Raw genomic sequence first — 16,121 nt, forward strand, 5'->3', positions numbered from 1 at the left:
GCAGAACGCAACCACACACGTGTTGAGGACGTTGGACAATCGAATCACCTCCTTCGGGTGGTTGGTGTCGGTCGCGGTCTGAGCGTGAAATCTCCTGCATCCTGGCAGGAGAGGCGTTAAGTCAGTGGATTCCTTCACCTAGCGGCCCGAGCGCGAGCGCGGGCAAGAAGGTAAGTGCGACCAGGATGATTGTCACGCCGGCGACCATGCCGACGAACAACGGCCGGTGCGTGGGTAGCGTGCCCTCGGAAACGGGGGTATGCCCCTGCGCGGCCAGCGAACCGGCCAGGGCGAGCGCGAATATGATCGGCACGAAACGGCCGAACACCATGGCCAGGCCCAGCGCGGTGTTCCACCACGGGGTGTTCGCGCTCAGGCCCGCGAAGGCCGAACCGTTGTTGTTCGCCGCGGAGGTGAAGGCGTACAACACTTCCGAGAGGCCGTGCGGGCCGGTATTGGCCATCGAGGCGCGTTCACCCGGCAGCGCCATCGCCGCGGCGGTGCCGGTCAGCACGATCAGCGGTGTGACCAGGAAATAGGCTGCGGCCAGCTTGATCTCGCGCGGGGTGATCTTCTTGCCGAGGTACTCCGGAGTCCGGCCGACCATCAGGCCGGCGACGAAGACCGTGATCACCGCCAGGATCAGCATGCCGTACAGACCCGAGCCGGTACCGCCCGGTGCGACCTCGCCGAGTTGCATGTTGAACATCGCCATCATGCCGCCGGTGCTGGTCATCGAATCGTGTGCGGAGTCCACCGCACCGGTCGAGGTCAGCGTCGTCGCACTGGCGAACGTCGCGGAATCCGCTACCCCGAAACGGGTTTCGATACCTTCCATGGCCGCCCCCACCGCGGTCGGCACGGTGCCGTGGTGATGCAGCTGGAAGAAATTGGTCAGTATCGTGCTGAACAGTGCCAGCGTGCCCATCACCGCGACGATCGCGAATCCGTGCTTCTTGCTGCCGACCATGCGCCCGAAGGTGCGCGGCAGCGAGAAACTGATCACCAGCAGCAGGAAGATCTCCACGAAATTCGTCCAGGCCGTGGGGTTTTCGAACGGATGCGCGGAGTTCACGTTGAAGAATCCGCCGCCGTTGGTGCCCAGCAGCTTGATGACCTCCTGGCTGGCCACCGGACCGCCCGGCAGCGTCTGGGAGCCGGTGTTGGCGACCGTGCTCGCGGTCTGCGAGAACAGATGGAAGTTCTCGATCACCCCGCCGGAGATCAGCACGATCGCGAAGACGAACGCCATGGGCAGCAGAATCCGGATGGTCCCCCTCACGAGATCAACCCAGAAGTTGCCCAGATCGCCGGTGCGGTGCCGGGCGAAGCCGCGGACCAGGGCGATCGCCACGGCGATACCGACAGCGGCGGAGACGAAGTTCTGCACGGCCAGACCGCACATCTGCACGACGTGTCCCATCGTGGACTCACCGGCATAGCTCTGCCAGTTGGTGTTCGTCACGAAGCTGATCGCGGTGTTCCAGGCCAGATCTCCGGTCATCGGAGTGCCCGGATCGTGCGGATGCAGCGGCAGCCTGCCCTGCAGCAGTTGCAGGAAGAACAGGAACAGCACGCCGACCGCCGAGAACGCCAGCACGCTGCGGGCGTAGACCCCCCACGTCTGCTCGACCCCCGGTTGCACGCCGATGAGCCGGTAGATGACGCGTTCGGCGCGAGAGTGCTTCTCCCGAGCGAAGACCCGATACATGTAGTCGCCGAGTGGTACGTGGACCACGGCGAGCGCGATGACGAGGGCCGCCACGAAGACGATCCCCGCAGTGGTCGTGTTCACCTAGAACCTTTCCGGGTACAGCAGGGCCGCGACCAGGTAGATCGCGATTCCGACGGCGAGGACGAGACCGATGATGTTCTGCGTCACAGCCGTTCGACTCCCCGTTGGATGAGCCCGAGCAGGGCGAAGATCGCCACGGTCAGAACCGTGAACACCACGACAGACATGGATCGAACCTTTCTTGGACCAGCGGCGCACACGAGTGCGCCGTTGTGAGTCAAGCGTCCGAATGGTGTCTTTACGAGGGTCCTTGACGCCTTCTTAGCGCCCGGGGCGGCGGCTTTGACGGGTCACTTACGGGCGGGTCCGCACGGGCCGCTCGAAGGGCGTAAAGGTCCAGGTCCGGGCCGTCAAGAAACCGTCAATTCCCCGGTCGATCGGTGTGGCGACGGTAGACAGATAGGGCCCGGCCGCACATTCTCCCGGCCGTTCCTCGACACCGCCTCAGGAGACGTGCATGCCGGACCACGCCGCGACAGCGCCCCACCAGCCACGATGGTTCCCACGCGAGATGATGGACGCGTGAAACGCGGTCAGCTACGCATCTACCTCGGCGCCGCGCCGGGCGTGGGCAAGACCTTCGCCATGCTCGGTGAGGCACATCGGCGGCTGGATCGCGGTCGTGACGTGGTCGCGGCGGTGGTCGAGACGCACAACCGGAGCAAGACCGCCGCACTGCTCGAGGGCATCGAGCGGATCCCGGTGAAGACGATGACCTATCGCGGCGCGACGCTGACCGAACTCGACGTCGAGGCCGTCCAGCGCCGCGCGCCCGCGGTGGTGCTGGTCGACGAACTCGCGCACACCAACGTGCCCGGCTCGAAGAACGACAAGCGCTGGCAGGACGTGCACGAACTGCTCGCCGCCGGAATCGATGTGATCTCCACGGTCAACGTGCAGCATCTGGAGAGCCTGAACGACGTGGTCGAGCAGATCACCGGCGTCGTCCAGCGAGAAACCGTGCCGGACTGGGTGGTTCGCGGCGCGGACCAGGTCGAGCTGGTCGACATCACCCCGGAAGCGTTGCGGCGCAGACTCTCCCACGGCAACGTCTACGCCGCGGACAAGGTCGACGCGGCGTTGCGCAACTACTTCCGTCCCGGAAACCTCACCGCGCTAAGGGAATTGGCGCTGCTGTGGCTGGCCGACCAGGTCGACGCGGCACTGGCGAAATACCGCGAGGACCATCGGATCACCGAAACCTGGGAGGCCCGCGAGCGCGTCGTCGTCGCGGTCACCGGCGGGCCCGAATCGGAGACCATCGTGCGCCGGGCCAGCCGCATCGCCGCCAAGTCCAGCGCCGATCTGATCGTCGTGCACGTGGTGCGCGGTGACGGCCTGGCCGGGGTGTCCACCCAACGACTGAACCGGTTGCGCGAGCTGGCCACCGGGCTGGGCGCGAGCCTGCACACCGTGACCGGCGAGGACGTGCCCACCGCACTGCTGGGCTTCGCCCGCGGGGTCAATGCCACCCAGCTGGTGCTGGGCACCTCCCGGCGCTCGCGCTGGGCGCGGATGCTCGACGAGGGGATCGGCTCGACCGTCGTGCAACTGTCGGGCAAGATCGATGTCCACATGGTCACCCACGAGGAGTCCAATCGGGGATTTCGCTGGTCGTCGCTGATGCCGCCGGAACGCAAGCTCTCCTCCTGGCTAGCGGCGCTGCTGGTGCCCGCGCTGATCACCGCGATCTGCTACTACTTCCTGGACTCGCGGCTGGATCTGGCCGGAGAGAGCGCACTGTTCTTCATCGGCGTGATCGCGGTGGCCCTGCTGGGCGGCGTCGCACCGGCCTCGCTGTCCGCGGTCCTGGGCGGACTGCTGCTGAACTGGTTCTTCGTCTCCCCGCGCTACAGCCTGACCATCGCCGAGCTGAACAACTTCCTCACCATCGTGGTGATGGCGATGGTCGCCGTCGCCGTGGCAGCGCTGGTCGACATCTCCAAACGACGGGCCAGCGAGGCGCGCACGGCGTCGCGTCAGGCGGAACTGCTCACCCTTTTCGCGGGTGCGGTGCTGCACGGCGCGGATCTGCCCGACCTACTCGAACACGCCCGCGAGACCTACGGCCAGCGTGCGGTCGCCCTGTACACCGACGGCGAGGTGATCGCCTGTGTCGGTACGGATCCCGCACGCCGGGTCAGCGATGCGGACACCGCCATCGAGGCCGGGGACGATCAGCACTGGCTCCTGCTCAACGGCCGCTCGCTCACCGCCGCCGATCGCGTCGTCCTCGGCGCGGTCGCCAACCAGGCGGCCGGGCTGGTCCGTCAGCGCCGCCTCGCCGACGAGGCGCAGGCCGCGGCCGGAGTGATGGAGGCCGACCGGCTGCGCCGTGCACTGCTCTCGGCGGTGAGTCACGATCTGCGCACCCCGCTCGCGGCGGCCAAGGCCGCGGTGTCCAGTCTGCGCAGCGACGACGTGGAGTTCTCCCCCGAGGACACCGCCGAACTGCTGGAGACCGTCGAGGAATCGGTCGATCAGCTGACCGGACTGGTCGGCAACCTGCTCGACTCCTCGCGACTGGCCGTCGGGGTGGTCACCCCGCGGCTCAAGCCGGTGTATCTGGAGGAGGTCGTGAACCGAGCGGTGGTCGGCGTGGGCATGGGCACGCGCGGATTGCGCCGCGCGGTGCACGACCGGGTGAAAGTGGAGGTCGGCGACGTCGAGGTACTCGCCGACAGTGGTCTGCTGGACCGCGTGCTGGCCAATCTGATCGATAACGCGCTGCGCTACTCCCCGCCCGACACGCCCATCCGGGTCACCGCCGAGCACACCGGAGACCGGGTCTCGCTCACCGTCGTCGACTACGGTCCCGGGGTGCCGACCGGGCTGGAGGACCAGCTGTTCGAGCCGTTCCAGCGGCTCGGCGACCGGGACAACTCCACCGGCGTCGGCCTGGGCCTGTCGGTGGTGCGCGGATTCGTCGAGGCGATGGGCGGCAGCGTGCACGCCGAGCCGACGCCGGGCGGAGGTCTGACCGTGGTGATCGATCTACCGGCCGTGCGAGGAGAAGAACAGGAGGAACTCGGGTGACGACACCGGCGAGCACGAACGACGGGGAACGCGCCACGCGCCCCCAGAGCGGATCCCGCGATCAGACCAGCGCAGCAGCGACGAAAGTCCTTGTGGTGGACGATGAACCGCAGATCCTGCGCGCACTGCGGATCAACCTGTCGGTCCGCGGCTACGAGGTGATCACCGCCGCCACCGGTGCGGCGGCGCTGCGAGCGGCGGCGGAGAAACATCCCGACGTGGTGGTGCTCGATCTCGGTCTGCCCGATATGGACGGTATCGATGTGCTGGCCGGTCTGCGCGGGTGGAGCACCTCCCCGGTGATCGTGCTGTCCGCGCGCACCGACTCCGCGGACAAGGTCGAGGCGCTGGACGCCGGGGCCGACGACTACGTCACCAAACCCTTCGGCATGGACGAGCTGCTGGCCCGCCTGCGTGCCGCGGTCCGGCGCGGCGCGACCGCCACCGAGGGGATCGATCCGATCGTGGAGACGTCCTCGTTCACCGTGGACCTGTCGGCGAAGAAGGTCGTCAAACACGGCGGCGACGTCCACCTGACCCCCACCGAATGGGGTGTGCTGGAGATGCTCGTGCGCAATCAGGGCAAACTCGTCGGTCGCCGCGAACTGCTGCGCGAGGTCTGGGGGCCGTCCTATGCCACCGAAACCCATTATCTGCGTGTGTATCTCGCTCAGCTGCGCCGCAAGCTCGAGGATGATCCGTCGCACCCGAAGCATCTGCTCACCGAAGCGGGGATGGGGTACCGCTTCAGTGTTTGATGGCCTCCGCTTCGGCGGGAGTGAGTGAGGGGCTGGCGGCCTCCGCAAGCTCCGGCGGGAGTGAGTGAGAAGCTGGCGGCCTCCGCAAGCTCCGGCGGGAGTAGGTCTGTATTTTTGGCCTCCGCTTCGCTCCGGCGGGTTTTCGGCGCTGTAAGGCTCGTCGTTCAGCCCTCGAGACTCGGCCTTCGGCCATGCGCTTCGAGGGCTGAACGACGAGCCCGCGCCGAAAACCTTGGAGTTGGTGTTGTTGAGCCTTTCGCTTCGCGGGCGACTTCCAGCGGGACGGAGACGCTTCGCCGCTGGGCGCGTTGGGCTTCGCCTCGCTTCGCTTCGGGGGGATCCGGCTCGCTTCGCTTCAGGGGATCCGGCTCGCTTCGCTTCGGGGGCGAAAATCCAGCATGGCAGGATTGGGGGTATGGGTGAACAGAGCTCGACCAGTACTGCCGCGGCTACCTCGGGTGCGGGTGGCAAGACGCCTACCTCGCTGTGGGTGGAGCGCACGGGCACGCGGCGGTACACCGGACGCAGTTCGCGCGGCGCCGAGGTGCTGGTCGGATCGGACGGGGTGGAGGGTGTGTTCACTCCCGGTGAGCTGCTCAAGATCGCACTGGCCGCGTGCACGGGGATGAGTTCGGACTTTCCGCTGTCGAACCGGCTCGGCGAGAACTACGACGTCACCATCCGGGTTTCCGGCGACGCCGACCGCGAGAGCGAGGTGTATCCGGAGCTGAACGAGATCGTCGAAATCGATCTGTCCGAACTGGACGAGGCCGGGCGCGAGCGTCTGCTGGTGACCGTGCAGCGGGCCATCGACAAGGTGTGCACCGTCGGCCGCACGCTCAAGGCCGGATCGCAGGTGAATCTCTCCTTCCAGGTGGATGCGTGAGCGAGCCTGCGAGCGAGGCGCGGTCGTGAGCGATGACGTCCGGCTGAGCGCCTGGGTGCACGGCCTGGTCCAGGGTGTCGGTTTTCGCTGGTGGACCCGCGCCCGCGCACTCGAACTGGGTCTGACCGGATCCGCGCGGAACACCTCCGACGGCCGGGTGCACGTCATCGCGGAGGGTTCGCGGGCGAATTGCGAGAAGCTGCTGGGACTGCTGCGGTCGGGAACAACCCCGGGTCGCGTGGATCTGGTTGTGGAAGACTGGGGTCCCGCCCAGGGCGAGTTCTCGGGCTTCGTGGAGCGGTAACCGGTGGGGAACAGGGAGTAGATCGGTGGCAACGGAACATCCGGGTATGGGGCCCTACAACCCCGACCCCGGCGAAACAGGCAACACACATCCCGCCGAGGGTTCCGGGCCCACCGAACGCATGAATCCGCCCGGACAGCAGGGCCCCGGCTTCGCCGAACCCCAGCCGACGCACCCACTGCCGGGAATGCCGAATCCGACCCTGCCCATGCCCGGCCTCGGCAGCGAATTTCCGCGAGCGAGCGAGCCCGGCGCCGGCGAACCGGACGCGAGCGCGACCACCCCCGGACTCGGTATCCCCGACGAGACGAAGGTCGGCTCCCGAACCGCGGGCCCCGACGTCGGCGGTGCGGTCTATCCCCCGCCCGACGATCCGCCACCCGGCCGGATCGAACGTCAGGAAGCGGGCGTCACCCAACCCCGCCCGCCGACGGTCGCCGAGGCGCGCGCCCGGGACAAGGCGCGCAAGCGGGCCGAGGAGGCCGAACGCGCGGCGGCGGTCGCCCTGGAGACCAAACAGCGCAACCGCAAGCGGATGCTCATCGGCGGCGCGGCGATCGTCGGCGTGGCCGCGGTGGTCGGCGCGGGCTATCTGGCCTGTCAGCCCTCCGAACCCGATGTCACCGCCTACTGCACCACCGATACCAACGGCCAGCAGACCGTCGTCGACGACAACGACTGTGTCGCCGCGCAGAATTACGCCACCAGCACCGGCGCGTACCACAGCGGACTGCCCGCGGTGTTCTTCTTCAACGGTCACCAGTACCGGTACTACTACGGCGGCGCCAACAACACCGTCGGCCGTCCACCGGTCGGCGGTAGCTTCAGCGCACCGTCCAATGCACACGTCAGCACCAAGAGCGGCACCGTGATTCGCGGTGGCCTGGGTTCCAGCAGCGGCGGAAAATCGGGAGGTTCATAGATGCGCCGGGTGCGCGAGCGGCCACGGGCCGGCTGGCAGCGGATCATCGCCGATCAGGGCCTGGTATTCGGTTCCCCCGGCCGCGACGCGAACGGGCAGCCCCGCCCCTACTGGGACGAATCGGTGCACTACGCCTTCGATCTGGACGAGATCCTCGCGATGGAGGCGCAGGTCGAGGTGCTGCACACCATGTGCCTGCACGCCGCCGAACAGGTCGTGCTGACCGAGCGGTTCGCCGATTTCGGCCTGCCCGAATGGAGTTGGGGCCCGATCGCCGAATCCTGGCGTCGCTCGGATCCTTTCGTCTACGGCCGCTTCGATCTGCGCTACGACGGCCGCGGTCCGGCGAAACTGCTGGAGTACAACGCCGATACGCCGACCTCACTGCTGGAGGCGGCAATCGTGCAGTGGCATTGGCTCACCGACGTGCACGAGGGTGACGACCAGTGGAATTCGTTGCACGAGAAGCTCGTCGAGCGCTGGGGCGAGCTGCGCCCGCAACTCCCCAAGGGCGCACTACATTTCACCTGGTCCTCGGCCGACGGCAGCGGCGAGGACAACGTCACCACCGCCTATATGCAGGAGACCGCCGCCGAAGCCGGATTCGACACGGTCGCACTGCCGATCGAGGAGATCGGCTGGGACAGCGAACTGGAACGTTTCGTGGATCTGGCCGAAGCGCCGATCGAATCCATCTTCAAGCTGTATCCGTGGGAATGGGCCCTGGACGACGACTTCGGCAAACGCGTGGTCGACTCGCTCCCGGAGACCATGTGGGTCGAACCGCTGTGGAAGGCCCTGTTGTCCAACAAGGCGCTGCTCGCGGTGCTGTGGGAGATGTACCCGGGCCACCCGAATCTGTTGCCCGCCTACATCGATGAGCCGCACGAACTCACCGAATACATCCGCAAACCCAAACTCGGCCGCGAGGGCGCGAACATGACCATCGTCGGCGCCGGTATGGAAACCTCGACCGGCGGCGTCTACGGCGAGGAGGGCTACGTCTACCAGTTGCTCGATCCGCTACCGGATTTCGACGGTATGCGCCCGGTCCTGGGCGCATGGATCGTCGGCGACGAGGCCGCGGGCCTGGGCATCCGCGAAACCCCGGGCCTGATCACCGACGACTCCTCGACGTTCGTCCCTCATCGCATACCGACGAAGAAGTAGGAACGCTCAGCCGCGACGTTCGGCGATCCGGGCCAGCAGCCGCTTGTGCACGCTCGGCGGGAGCATGTCGGTGACGTCGCCGCCGAAGGTGGCGACCTCCTTCACCAGGGAGCTGGACAGGAAGCTGTAGAGCGGATTGGTGGCGATGAAGAAGGTGTCGACGCCGGAGAGCTTCTTGTTCATCTGCGCCATCTGCAGCTCGTAGCCGAAGTCGGTGGCATCGCGCAGACCCTTGACGATGGCGGTGATGCCCTGCTCCCGGGCGAAGTCGACCGTCAGGCCGTACCAGGACTCCACCCGGACGTTCGGCAGATCGGCAGTGACCTCGCGCAACATCTCGACGCGCTCGTCCACATCGAACATGCCCTGCTTCTTCTTGTTGATCGTCACCGTCACGACGACCTCGTCGAATTGCGCTGCCGCGCGGGCGAAGACGTCCACATGTCCATACGTCACCGGATCGAACGATCCGGGGCACATTGCTCCAGCCATGATTGAACGCTAACAGGATGTGAGCATCGAGTGAGCGTCAGAAGACCCACAGTCGCAGGCTGAGGAAACGCAGGGTCCCCACTGCCGCGGTGATCACGATGACGGCGATCGCCTCGGCGATATCGCCCATCCCGGGAGCCACCACGTCCAGCAGGGCCAGCGCCGCCGACGTGATCGCCAACCCGGCCAAGGCCAGACCGCCCCCCTCTATCTGGGCGGTCAGCCAGCCGACGCGATCGGCGGCGTGGAAGGTCAGGCGACGATGCAGTTCGTTGGCGATCGCGGTACTCACGACCGACCCGATCAGATTGGCAAGCTGCGGTCCACTGCCGTAGCAGGCCGTGAACAACAGGAAGTAGCCGATATTGCTGAATCCACCGACCAGAGCGAAACGGATCAGCTGAGCCAGCCATCGGTCACCACGCAAATAGTCCCCGATCAGGCCGAACGCCCCCCGAAGCCGGGTCGTCACGGTCTGCTCGGGTTCGGTGGATGCGGCGGACTCGGGCTCGGGGGTCATCCCCATGCCCGGATCTGCTGGATACACCACAGCCATCGTCATTCCGATCGAGACATCGCCGGACCCAGTCCGGCTGATCTACCGCTCGGTAAGAATTTAGCACCAACCGGAGAGAATTCCTCCACTTGATTGTGTGGGATAGGAAACACCCAGCCGACACACCGCCGTCGAACCCGGTTGAGGCCGCCGATCAGAGGCACACTGGGCTACGACGGCAGAGATGTTCGCCATCGCAGGTTCGGCAGGAGAGTGGGGTCAGCAGATGTACCGCGTATTCGAGGCACTCGACGAACTCGTCGCGATCGTCGAAGAGGCACGCGGGATCCCTCCCACGCGCAACTGCATCATCCCCCGCGGTGACGTACTCGAACTCCTGGACGACGTGCGCGAGGCATTCCCGGGCGAACTGGACGACGCCCAGGACGTGCTCGACCACCGCGACAAGATCGTCAACGATGCCACCGATTCCGCCGAGAACACCGTCAGCAGCGCCAACGCCCAGGCCGATCAGACCGTATCGGCCGCCCGCGAGGAGGCCGACCGGATTCTCGCCGACGCCAAGGCACACGCCGACCGCATGGTCGCCGAGGCCCGCGCGCACGCCGATCACATGGTCGCCACCGCCACCGGCGAGGCCGACCGGGTCGTCGCCGAGGGCAAGGCCGAATTCGAGGCCGTCACCGGGCGCGCGCGAGCGGAGTCCGAGCGGATGATCGCAGCCGGTCAGTCCTCCTACGAACGTTCGGTCGCCGAGGGCCAGGCCGAACAGGATCGCCTGGTCCAGCAGACCGAGGTCGTGCGGGCCGCGCACGCCGAGTCCGCGCGGCTGATCGATTCGGCGCAGGCAGAGTCGGACCGGTTGCGCGGGGAGTGCGACCAGTACGTCGACGGCAAGCTCGCCGATTTCGAGGAGATCCTGCACGGCACGATGCGCATCGTGGACCGTGGTCGGCATCAGCTGCGCACCGGCACCGGCATCCCGGATTACGCCGGCGACTTCCGCCGCTGACGTCGCAGGCACCGGCCGTATCCGGGCGATTTCGGTTCGGCCATACGTATTCGGTATCGTGAACTGGTTACCCATCCATGCCTACAGGTGAAGTGAGTTCGTGATGCCCGCCGACTCCGGTTCCGGTTCGCGTCGTCGTCCCAGCGACGCGGGTTTCGTGCTGGATACCCGCAGCCTCGGACGCAAACCGGGCTCGATGAAGACACTGCAGCGTTCGATGACCGTGCCGGACAAGATCGGGCTCGACCTGATCGGCGTCCCGGCCGGGGCCGAGGTCAACTTGGATCTGACGCTGCAATCGGTGTCCGAGGGTGTGCTGGTCACCGGTTCGGTGACCGCGCCGATCGCCGGGGAGTGCTCGCGCTGCCTGGAATCGTTCACCGACGAGATCGTCCTGCAGGTGACCGAGCTGTTCGCGTATCCGGACAGCGTCACCGAGCAGACCACCGAGGAGGACGAGATCTACCGCGTCGTGGACGACATGATCGACCTCGAATCGGTGGTCACGGATATGGTCGGCCTGGAACTTCCGCTGCAACCACTGTGCGAACCGGACTGCGCCGGATTGTGCGCCGAATGCGGTGTGCGGATGGCGATTGCGGGTTCGGACCATCGGCATGAGATACTGGATCCTCGCTGGGCGGGGCTCGCCAAATTCACGGCCGAATCCCCCGGCACCGGCGGCACCGCCGCCGACCTCAATTAGACGTAGACGGATTTCCTGCGGCCCGGACCGGTCCGGCAGGAGAGACTTTAAGGAGAAGCAGTCGTGGCCGTTCCGAAGCGCCGGATGTCCCGTTCCAACACCCGCTCCCGGCGCAGCCAGTGGAAGGCCACCGCGCCGACCCTGATCACCTGCCCGAACCGGGCCTGCGGCGAGAAGACCCTGCCGCACATCGCGTGCCCGAACTGCGGCACCTACAAGGGCCGCCAGGTCGCGTCGGCGGTTTGATCGCACCGGCAGCAGCGCAGAAGTGACCGCCAGTAAGGACCGCGCGGACGCCCCCGCCGTGGGTGAGTCCGCCGATCATACGAGCCTGCTCGAAGCACTCGGCGTCGACCTGCGCGAGGATCTGCTGCGCCTGGCCCTCACCCATCGTTCCTACGCGTATGAGAACGGTGGGCTGCCGACCAACGAGCGCCTGGAATTCCTGGGCGATTCGGTGCTCGGCCTGAGCATCACCGAGCGGCTGTATCTCGAGCACCCGGACAAGTCCGAGGGCGAGCTCGCGAAGTTGCGCGCCAGCGTGGTGAACATGCACGCGTTGGCCGAGGTCGCTCGCGGGTTGGGCGAAGGCGGCCTCGGTCGGCATCTGCTGCTGGGCAAGGGCGAGGAGATGACCGGCGGTCGCGACAAGCCGAGCATCCTCGCCGACGGAATGGAATCGCTGCTGGGCGCGGTCCACCTCGATCACGGCATCGAGGTGGCGCGTGAGGTGGTGCTGCGGCTGTTCGCCGAACTGCTCGAGCGTGGTCCCCGCATGGGCGCGGGTCTGGATTGGAAAACCAGCCTGCAGGAGCTGACCGCCGAGCGCGGTATCGGCGTGCCCGCGTACGAGATCACCTCGACCGGCCCGGATCACGACAAGGAGTTCACCGCGACCGCGGTGATCGGTGGTCAGGCATACGGTTCGGGTGTCGGCCGGTCCAAGAAGGAAGCCGAACAGAAGGCCGCCGGGGCTGCCTGGCAGTCCCTGAACGGTGCTTGATTGCCCCCGCTTCGCTGCGGCGTGTTCACGACCCCCTGGGGCTCGAACAGGAGGGTAGATGCCCGAACTTCCCGAGGTCGAGGTCGTTCGACGCGGCCTCGCCGATCATGTGGTCGGTCATATCGTCGAATCCGTCACGGTGAAACATCCCCGCTCGGTGCGCAGACATGTGCTCGGCGGGGATGATCTGTCGGCGCGGATGTCCGGTCTGCGGGTCGAATCCGCCCAGCGCCGCGGCAAATTCCTCTGGCTGACCTTCGACGACCCGGACACCGCGCTGGTGGTGCATCTCGGGATGAGCGGGCAGATGCTGGTGCAGCCCGCCGACGCTCCCCTGGAGAAGCACGCGCACATCGTGGCCACCCTCGATTCGGGTGCGCAGCTGCGGTTCGTGGATCAGCGCACCTTCGGCGGCTGGGCGTTGCACCCGCTGGTCGAGGTCGACGGCACGTCGTTGCCCGAGGCGGTCGCGCACATCGCCCGCGATCCGCTGGATCCGCTGTTCGACGCCGACGCGGTGGTGCGCGCGATGCGCGCCAAACACTCCGACGTGAAGCGGGTGCTGCTGGATCAGACCGTGGTGTCGGGCATCGGCAACATCTACGCCGACGAGGCGCTGTGGCGGGCGAGCATCCACGGTGAGCGCATCGCGAGCAAACTCACCCGTCCCGCGGGGCACGGGCTGCTCACCGAGGTACAGGCGGTGATGTCCGAGGCGTTGCGCGCGGGTGGCACCTCCTTCGACGCGCTGTACGTCAACGTGAACGGGCAGTCCGGCTACTTCGAACGCTCCCTGGCCGCCTACGGGCGCGAGGACGAGCCGTGCCGCCGGTGCGGTGCGCCGATCCGGCGGGAGAAATTCATGAACCGGTCCTCCTACTCCTGCCCGCGCTGTCAGCCCCGCCCGCGACGCTAGCTGCGCAAAACCCGGCGGCTGCGGATTTGCTCGCGCTACCGTCTTCACTACGGCCATGTCCCGGCTGTTGAGGAGGACAGATGCGCAAACTGACCTACTACGTTGCCTCGACGATCGACGGATTCATCGCTACCGGCGACGGTTCGGTGGATTTCTTCCCCGTCGGCGGTGATCACATCCCCGCGATCACCGCGCAGTATCCGGAAACCCTGCCGACGAAGGTGCGTGAGGCACAGGGCCTCGACAAACCCGCGACAACCTTCGACACGGTCCTGATGGGCCGCCGAACGCACGATTTCGGCGTACGCACCGGAACGTCGAGCCCGTACGCGCATCTGCGCCAGTTCGTGGTGTCCACCACGCTGCCCGAGGATCCCGATCCGGACGTCGAACTCATCGCCGGCGATCCGCTCGCGCGGGTGCGAGAGCTCAAACGCGAACCGGGCCTTGGCATCTGGTTGTGCGGGGGCGGTGTGCTCGCGCAGGCGCTGCTGCCGGAGATCGATCAGATCTTCCTCAAGCTGCATCCCATCGTGCTGGGTAGTGGGCGGGCGTTGTTCGGACCGGGATCGCGTCTGCCGGAACCACATCGGTTCCGGGTGCTGACCAGTCGCGTGTTCGAGGACGGCGTCGCCTTCATCAAGTACGTCCGAATCTCGCCTTCCCGCCGCCCCGCGACTTCAGCGGGCTCCCCCGCCTCTCCGTGACTTCAGCGTGTCGTTGGGTACCCGAGGGCTTACTCATCGGGCCGACTGTTGGGTACCGAACGCTTTCTGGACGTACCCCGGTGAGTTACCCATGTGCTCATGAAATCAGTTGTTGCGTTGGGCACCGGGAGAGTCCGTGCCGTGAGACTTGCGATGCCGAGTCGCAGTTGAGAGCGTGCCCGAGTATCGGACGTACCCCAGGAGTTGTCCATGTCTTCGCCGGATGAGTTGCCCTTGACGTTGAAAGTGCGAGGGGCGCTTCGGGAGATCGCGTTCTGGATGGAGCGTGCGCGGGCGCAGACGCATCGGGTCAAGGCGTATCGGCGGGCGGCGGATGCGGTTGCGGGGCTGTCGGATGCGGAGTTCGAGCGGTTTCGCAAAGGCGTTGGGTGGCAGGATATTTCGGGGATCGGGCCGAAGACCGCCGCTGCGATCGCGCAGGTGTGTGCCGGGGAGGTGCCTGCGAAGCTGGCCGAATTGCGTTCGGAGGCAAGTCCGATCGCGCCGGAGGGTGCGGAGTTGCGGAAGTTGTTGCGCGGGGATCTGCATACGCATTCGGATTGGTCCGATGGCGGCAGTCCGATCGAAGAGATGATGCGGACGGCGATGGCGCTGGGGCACGAATACTGTGCGCTGACCGATCATTCGCCGCGGCTGCGGGTCGCCAACGGGCTGTCGGCCGACCGGCTGCGCCGTCAACTCGACGTGGTCGCCGAACTGAACGAGCAACTGGCGCCGTTCCGGATCCTGACCGCCATCGAGGTCGACATCCTCGACGACGGTTCGCTCGATCAGCGCGCGGATCTGCTCGCCGAACTCGACATCGTCGTGGCGAGCGTGCATTCGCAGCTGCGGGCGGACAGCGAGACCATGACCCGGCGCATGGTCACCGCAGTCGCGAATCCGGATGTCGACGTCCTCGGACACTGCACCGGGCGGCTCGTGGAGGGTGAGCGCGGTGTCCGGCCCGAATCGGAGTTCGATGCCGAACTCGTCTTCGAGGCGTGCCGACGTTTCGGGACCGCCGTGGAGATCAACAGCCGCCCCGAACGTCGCGATCCGCCCGGACGGCTGATCAAGCTGGCCGTGGAGGTGGGCTGCCATTTCTCCATCGACACCGACGCCCACGCCCCGGGTCAGCTGGACTGGCAGGGCTACGGCTGCGCGCGGGCGCTGGCCAACGGCGTTGATCCGGATCGGATCGTCAACACGTGGCCGCTGGATCGACTGCTGGCCTTCACCGGCACACCCTGACTCAATGCTGTAGGACCAGCACGGTGCCCAGCGCGAACATGATCAGCGCGATCACCGAATCCAGTACACGCCAAGCGGTTCGGCGCGCGAACAGCGGGCCCAGCAGGCGAGCTCCGAAGCCGAGACCGGTGAACCACAGGATGCTGCCGAGCATCGCACCGGCGGCCAGGAACCATCGGTACGCGCCCGCGTAGGTGCTGGCGAACGAACCCAGCAGGACCACGGTGTCGAGGTAGACGTTCGGATTGAGCCAGGTCATCCCGAGGCAGGTGAGCAGCGTCGCGCCCAGGGCCACCGAGGCGCCGGAGGGTTCCCCGGTGATCGCACCCGGCGACAACGCCCGCCGCGCCGCCAGGATCCCGTAGCCGATCAGGAATGCCGCCCCGGCATACCGCGCCACGACCAGCACCGTGGGGGCCGACCGGATGACCGCGCCGAGCCCGGCCACGCCCGCCGCGATCAGCACCACATCCGAGACCGCACAGACCGCCACCACGGCCGGCACGTGCTCGCGGCGGATGCCCTGACGCAGGACGAAGGTGTTCTGCGCGCCGATCACCACGATCAGCGAGAGTCCGAAACCCAGGCCCGACAGGGCAGCCTGCACGGCCGACGACGTATTCACCGGCTCCACGCTAAGTGC

The 16,121-nt window shown here is 66.9% G+C and carries 18 protein-coding genes; 13 read left to right on the top strand and 5 right to left on the bottom strand.

All coding sequences use genetic code 11. The features are described from left to right. Nucleotides 1–121 precede the first annotated feature (121 nt). A complete protein-coding gene (gene kdpA, locus K7711_RS07165; RefSeq protein ID WP_222965896.1) occupies nucleotides 122–1,795 on the bottom strand; it encodes a potassium-transporting ATPase subunit KdpA in 1,674 nt (557 codons plus the stop codon). Next, nucleotides 1,796–1,993 carry a K(+)-transporting ATPase subunit F gene (kdpF, locus tag K7711_RS48845; protein WP_040826286.1) on the bottom strand — a complete coding sequence of 66 codons (198 nt, stop codon included), beginning with the start codon at nucleotides 1,991–1,993 and terminating at the stop codon, nucleotides 1,796–1,798. Between the two features lie 297 nt (nucleotides 1,994–2,290). Between kdpF and K7711_RS07175 the strand changes: the two genes are divergently transcribed. From K7711_RS07175 to K7711_RS07200, 6 genes are all read left to right on the top strand, one after another. After that, on the top strand, nucleotides 2,291–4,831 hold the full coding sequence (locus tag K7711_RS07175) for an ATP-binding protein (protein ID WP_222965898.1): 2,541 nt from the start codon (nucleotides 2,291–2,293) through the stop codon (nucleotides 4,829–4,831). Between the two features lie 92 nt (nucleotides 4,832–4,923). Continuing rightward, nucleotides 4,924–5,589, top strand: a complete 666-nt coding sequence (locus K7711_RS07180; RefSeq protein ID WP_222966801.1) for a response regulator — start codon at nucleotides 4,924–4,926, stop codon at nucleotides 5,587–5,589. Between the two features lie 415 nt (nucleotides 5,590–6,004). Then, complete coding sequence (locus tag K7711_RS07185) at nucleotides 6,005–6,475, top strand: OsmC family protein (RefSeq protein WP_222965900.1); 471 nt, start codon at nucleotides 6,005–6,007, stop codon at nucleotides 6,473–6,475. After that, nucleotides 6,468–6,779: an acylphosphatase gene (locus K7711_RS07190; protein ID WP_222965902.1), complete on the top strand. Its 312-nt coding sequence runs from the start codon at nucleotides 6,468–6,470 to the stop codon at nucleotides 6,777–6,779. Before K7711_RS07185 ends, K7711_RS07190 begins: the two co-directional genes overlap by 8 nt. A 25-nt stretch (nucleotides 6,780–6,804) precedes the next feature. Further along, nucleotides 6,805–7,701, top strand: a complete 897-nt coding sequence (locus K7711_RS07195; protein ID WP_308014514.1) for a hypothetical protein — start codon at nucleotides 6,805–6,807, stop codon at nucleotides 7,699–7,701. Continuing rightward, nucleotides 7,702–8,871, top strand: coding sequence for a glutathionylspermidine synthase family protein (locus K7711_RS07200; protein WP_222965904.1), 1,170 nt, complete (start codon nucleotides 7,702–7,704; stop codon nucleotides 8,869–8,871). It abuts the gene before it with no gap. A 6-nt stretch (nucleotides 8,872–8,877) separates the two neighbouring features. Here the strand turns inward: K7711_RS07200 and coaD are convergent, their stop codons facing one another. Together coaD and K7711_RS07210 are read right to left on the bottom strand one after the other, a co-directional pair. Then, nucleotides 8,878–9,363 carry a pantetheine-phosphate adenylyltransferase gene (coaD, locus tag K7711_RS07205; protein WP_222965907.1) on the bottom strand — a complete coding sequence of 162 codons (486 nt, stop codon included), beginning with the start codon at nucleotides 9,361–9,363 and terminating at the stop codon, nucleotides 8,878–8,880. A 37-nt stretch (nucleotides 9,364–9,400) separates the two neighbouring features. Then, entirely contained in the window at nucleotides 9,401–9,919 is a 519-nt protein-coding gene (locus K7711_RS07210; protein ID WP_235746595.1) for a GtrA family protein, read from the bottom strand. A 226-nt stretch (nucleotides 9,920–10,145) separates the two neighbouring features. Between K7711_RS07210 and K7711_RS07215 the strand changes: the two genes are divergently transcribed. The 7 genes from K7711_RS07215 to K7711_RS07245 all read left to right on the top strand — a co-directional run bounded on the left by K7711_RS07215 (nucleotide 10,146) and on the right by K7711_RS07245 (nucleotide 15,478). Further along, nucleotides 10,146–10,892 carry a DivIVA domain-containing protein gene (locus K7711_RS07215; RefSeq protein WP_222966805.1) on the top strand — a complete coding sequence of 249 codons (747 nt, stop codon included), beginning with the start codon at nucleotides 10,146–10,148 and terminating at the stop codon, nucleotides 10,890–10,892. A gap of 103 nt (nucleotides 10,893–10,995) precedes the next feature. Then, nucleotides 10,996–11,598, top strand: coding sequence for a YceD family protein (locus K7711_RS07220; RefSeq protein ID WP_222965909.1), 603 nt, complete (start codon nucleotides 10,996–10,998; stop codon nucleotides 11,596–11,598). 63 nt (nucleotides 11,599–11,661) lie between these two features. Continuing rightward, nucleotides 11,662–11,844, top strand: coding sequence for a 50S ribosomal protein L32 (gene rpmF, locus K7711_RS07225; protein WP_040826295.1), 183 nt, complete (start codon nucleotides 11,662–11,664; stop codon nucleotides 11,842–11,844). 22 nt (nucleotides 11,845–11,866) lie between these two features. Then, nucleotides 11,867–12,601 (top strand): ribonuclease III, encoded by a 735-nt coding sequence (gene rnc, locus K7711_RS07230; RefSeq protein ID WP_222965911.1) that lies wholly within the window; start codon nucleotides 11,867–11,869, stop codon nucleotides 12,599–12,601. A 58-nt stretch (nucleotides 12,602–12,659) separates the two neighbouring features. Continuing rightward, a complete protein-coding gene (gene mutM / locus K7711_RS07235) occupies nucleotides 12,660–13,517 on the top strand; it encodes a bifunctional DNA-formamidopyrimidine glycosylase/DNA-(apurinic or apyrimidinic site) lyase (RefSeq protein WP_222965913.1) in 858 nt (285 codons plus the stop codon). Between the two features lie 80 nt (nucleotides 13,518–13,597). Further along, nucleotides 13,598–14,224, top strand: a complete 627-nt coding sequence (locus tag K7711_RS07240) for a dihydrofolate reductase family protein (protein WP_222965915.1) — start codon at nucleotides 13,598–13,600, stop codon at nucleotides 14,222–14,224. A gap of 210 nt (nucleotides 14,225–14,434) precedes the next feature. After that, nucleotides 14,435–15,478 (top strand): PHP domain-containing protein, encoded by a 1,044-nt coding sequence (locus K7711_RS07245; RefSeq protein ID WP_222965917.1) that lies wholly within the window; start codon nucleotides 14,435–14,437, stop codon nucleotides 15,476–15,478. 1 nt (nucleotide 15,479) lies between these two features. On the opposite strand, the gene K7711_RS07250 is transcribed toward K7711_RS07245, so the two are convergent. Further along, nucleotides 15,480–16,103, bottom strand: coding sequence for a LysE/ArgO family amino acid transporter (locus tag K7711_RS07250; RefSeq protein WP_308014517.1), 624 nt, complete (start codon nucleotides 16,101–16,103; stop codon nucleotides 15,480–15,482). Nucleotides 16,104–16,121: the final 18 nt, after the last annotated feature.

Origin of the sequence: Nocardia coffeae (genome assembly GCF_019890715.1) — a bacterium.
In the GTDB taxonomy this organism is placed as follows: Bacteria; Actinomycetota; Actinomycetes; order Mycobacteriales; family Mycobacteriaceae; genus Nocardia; species Nocardia jiangxiensis.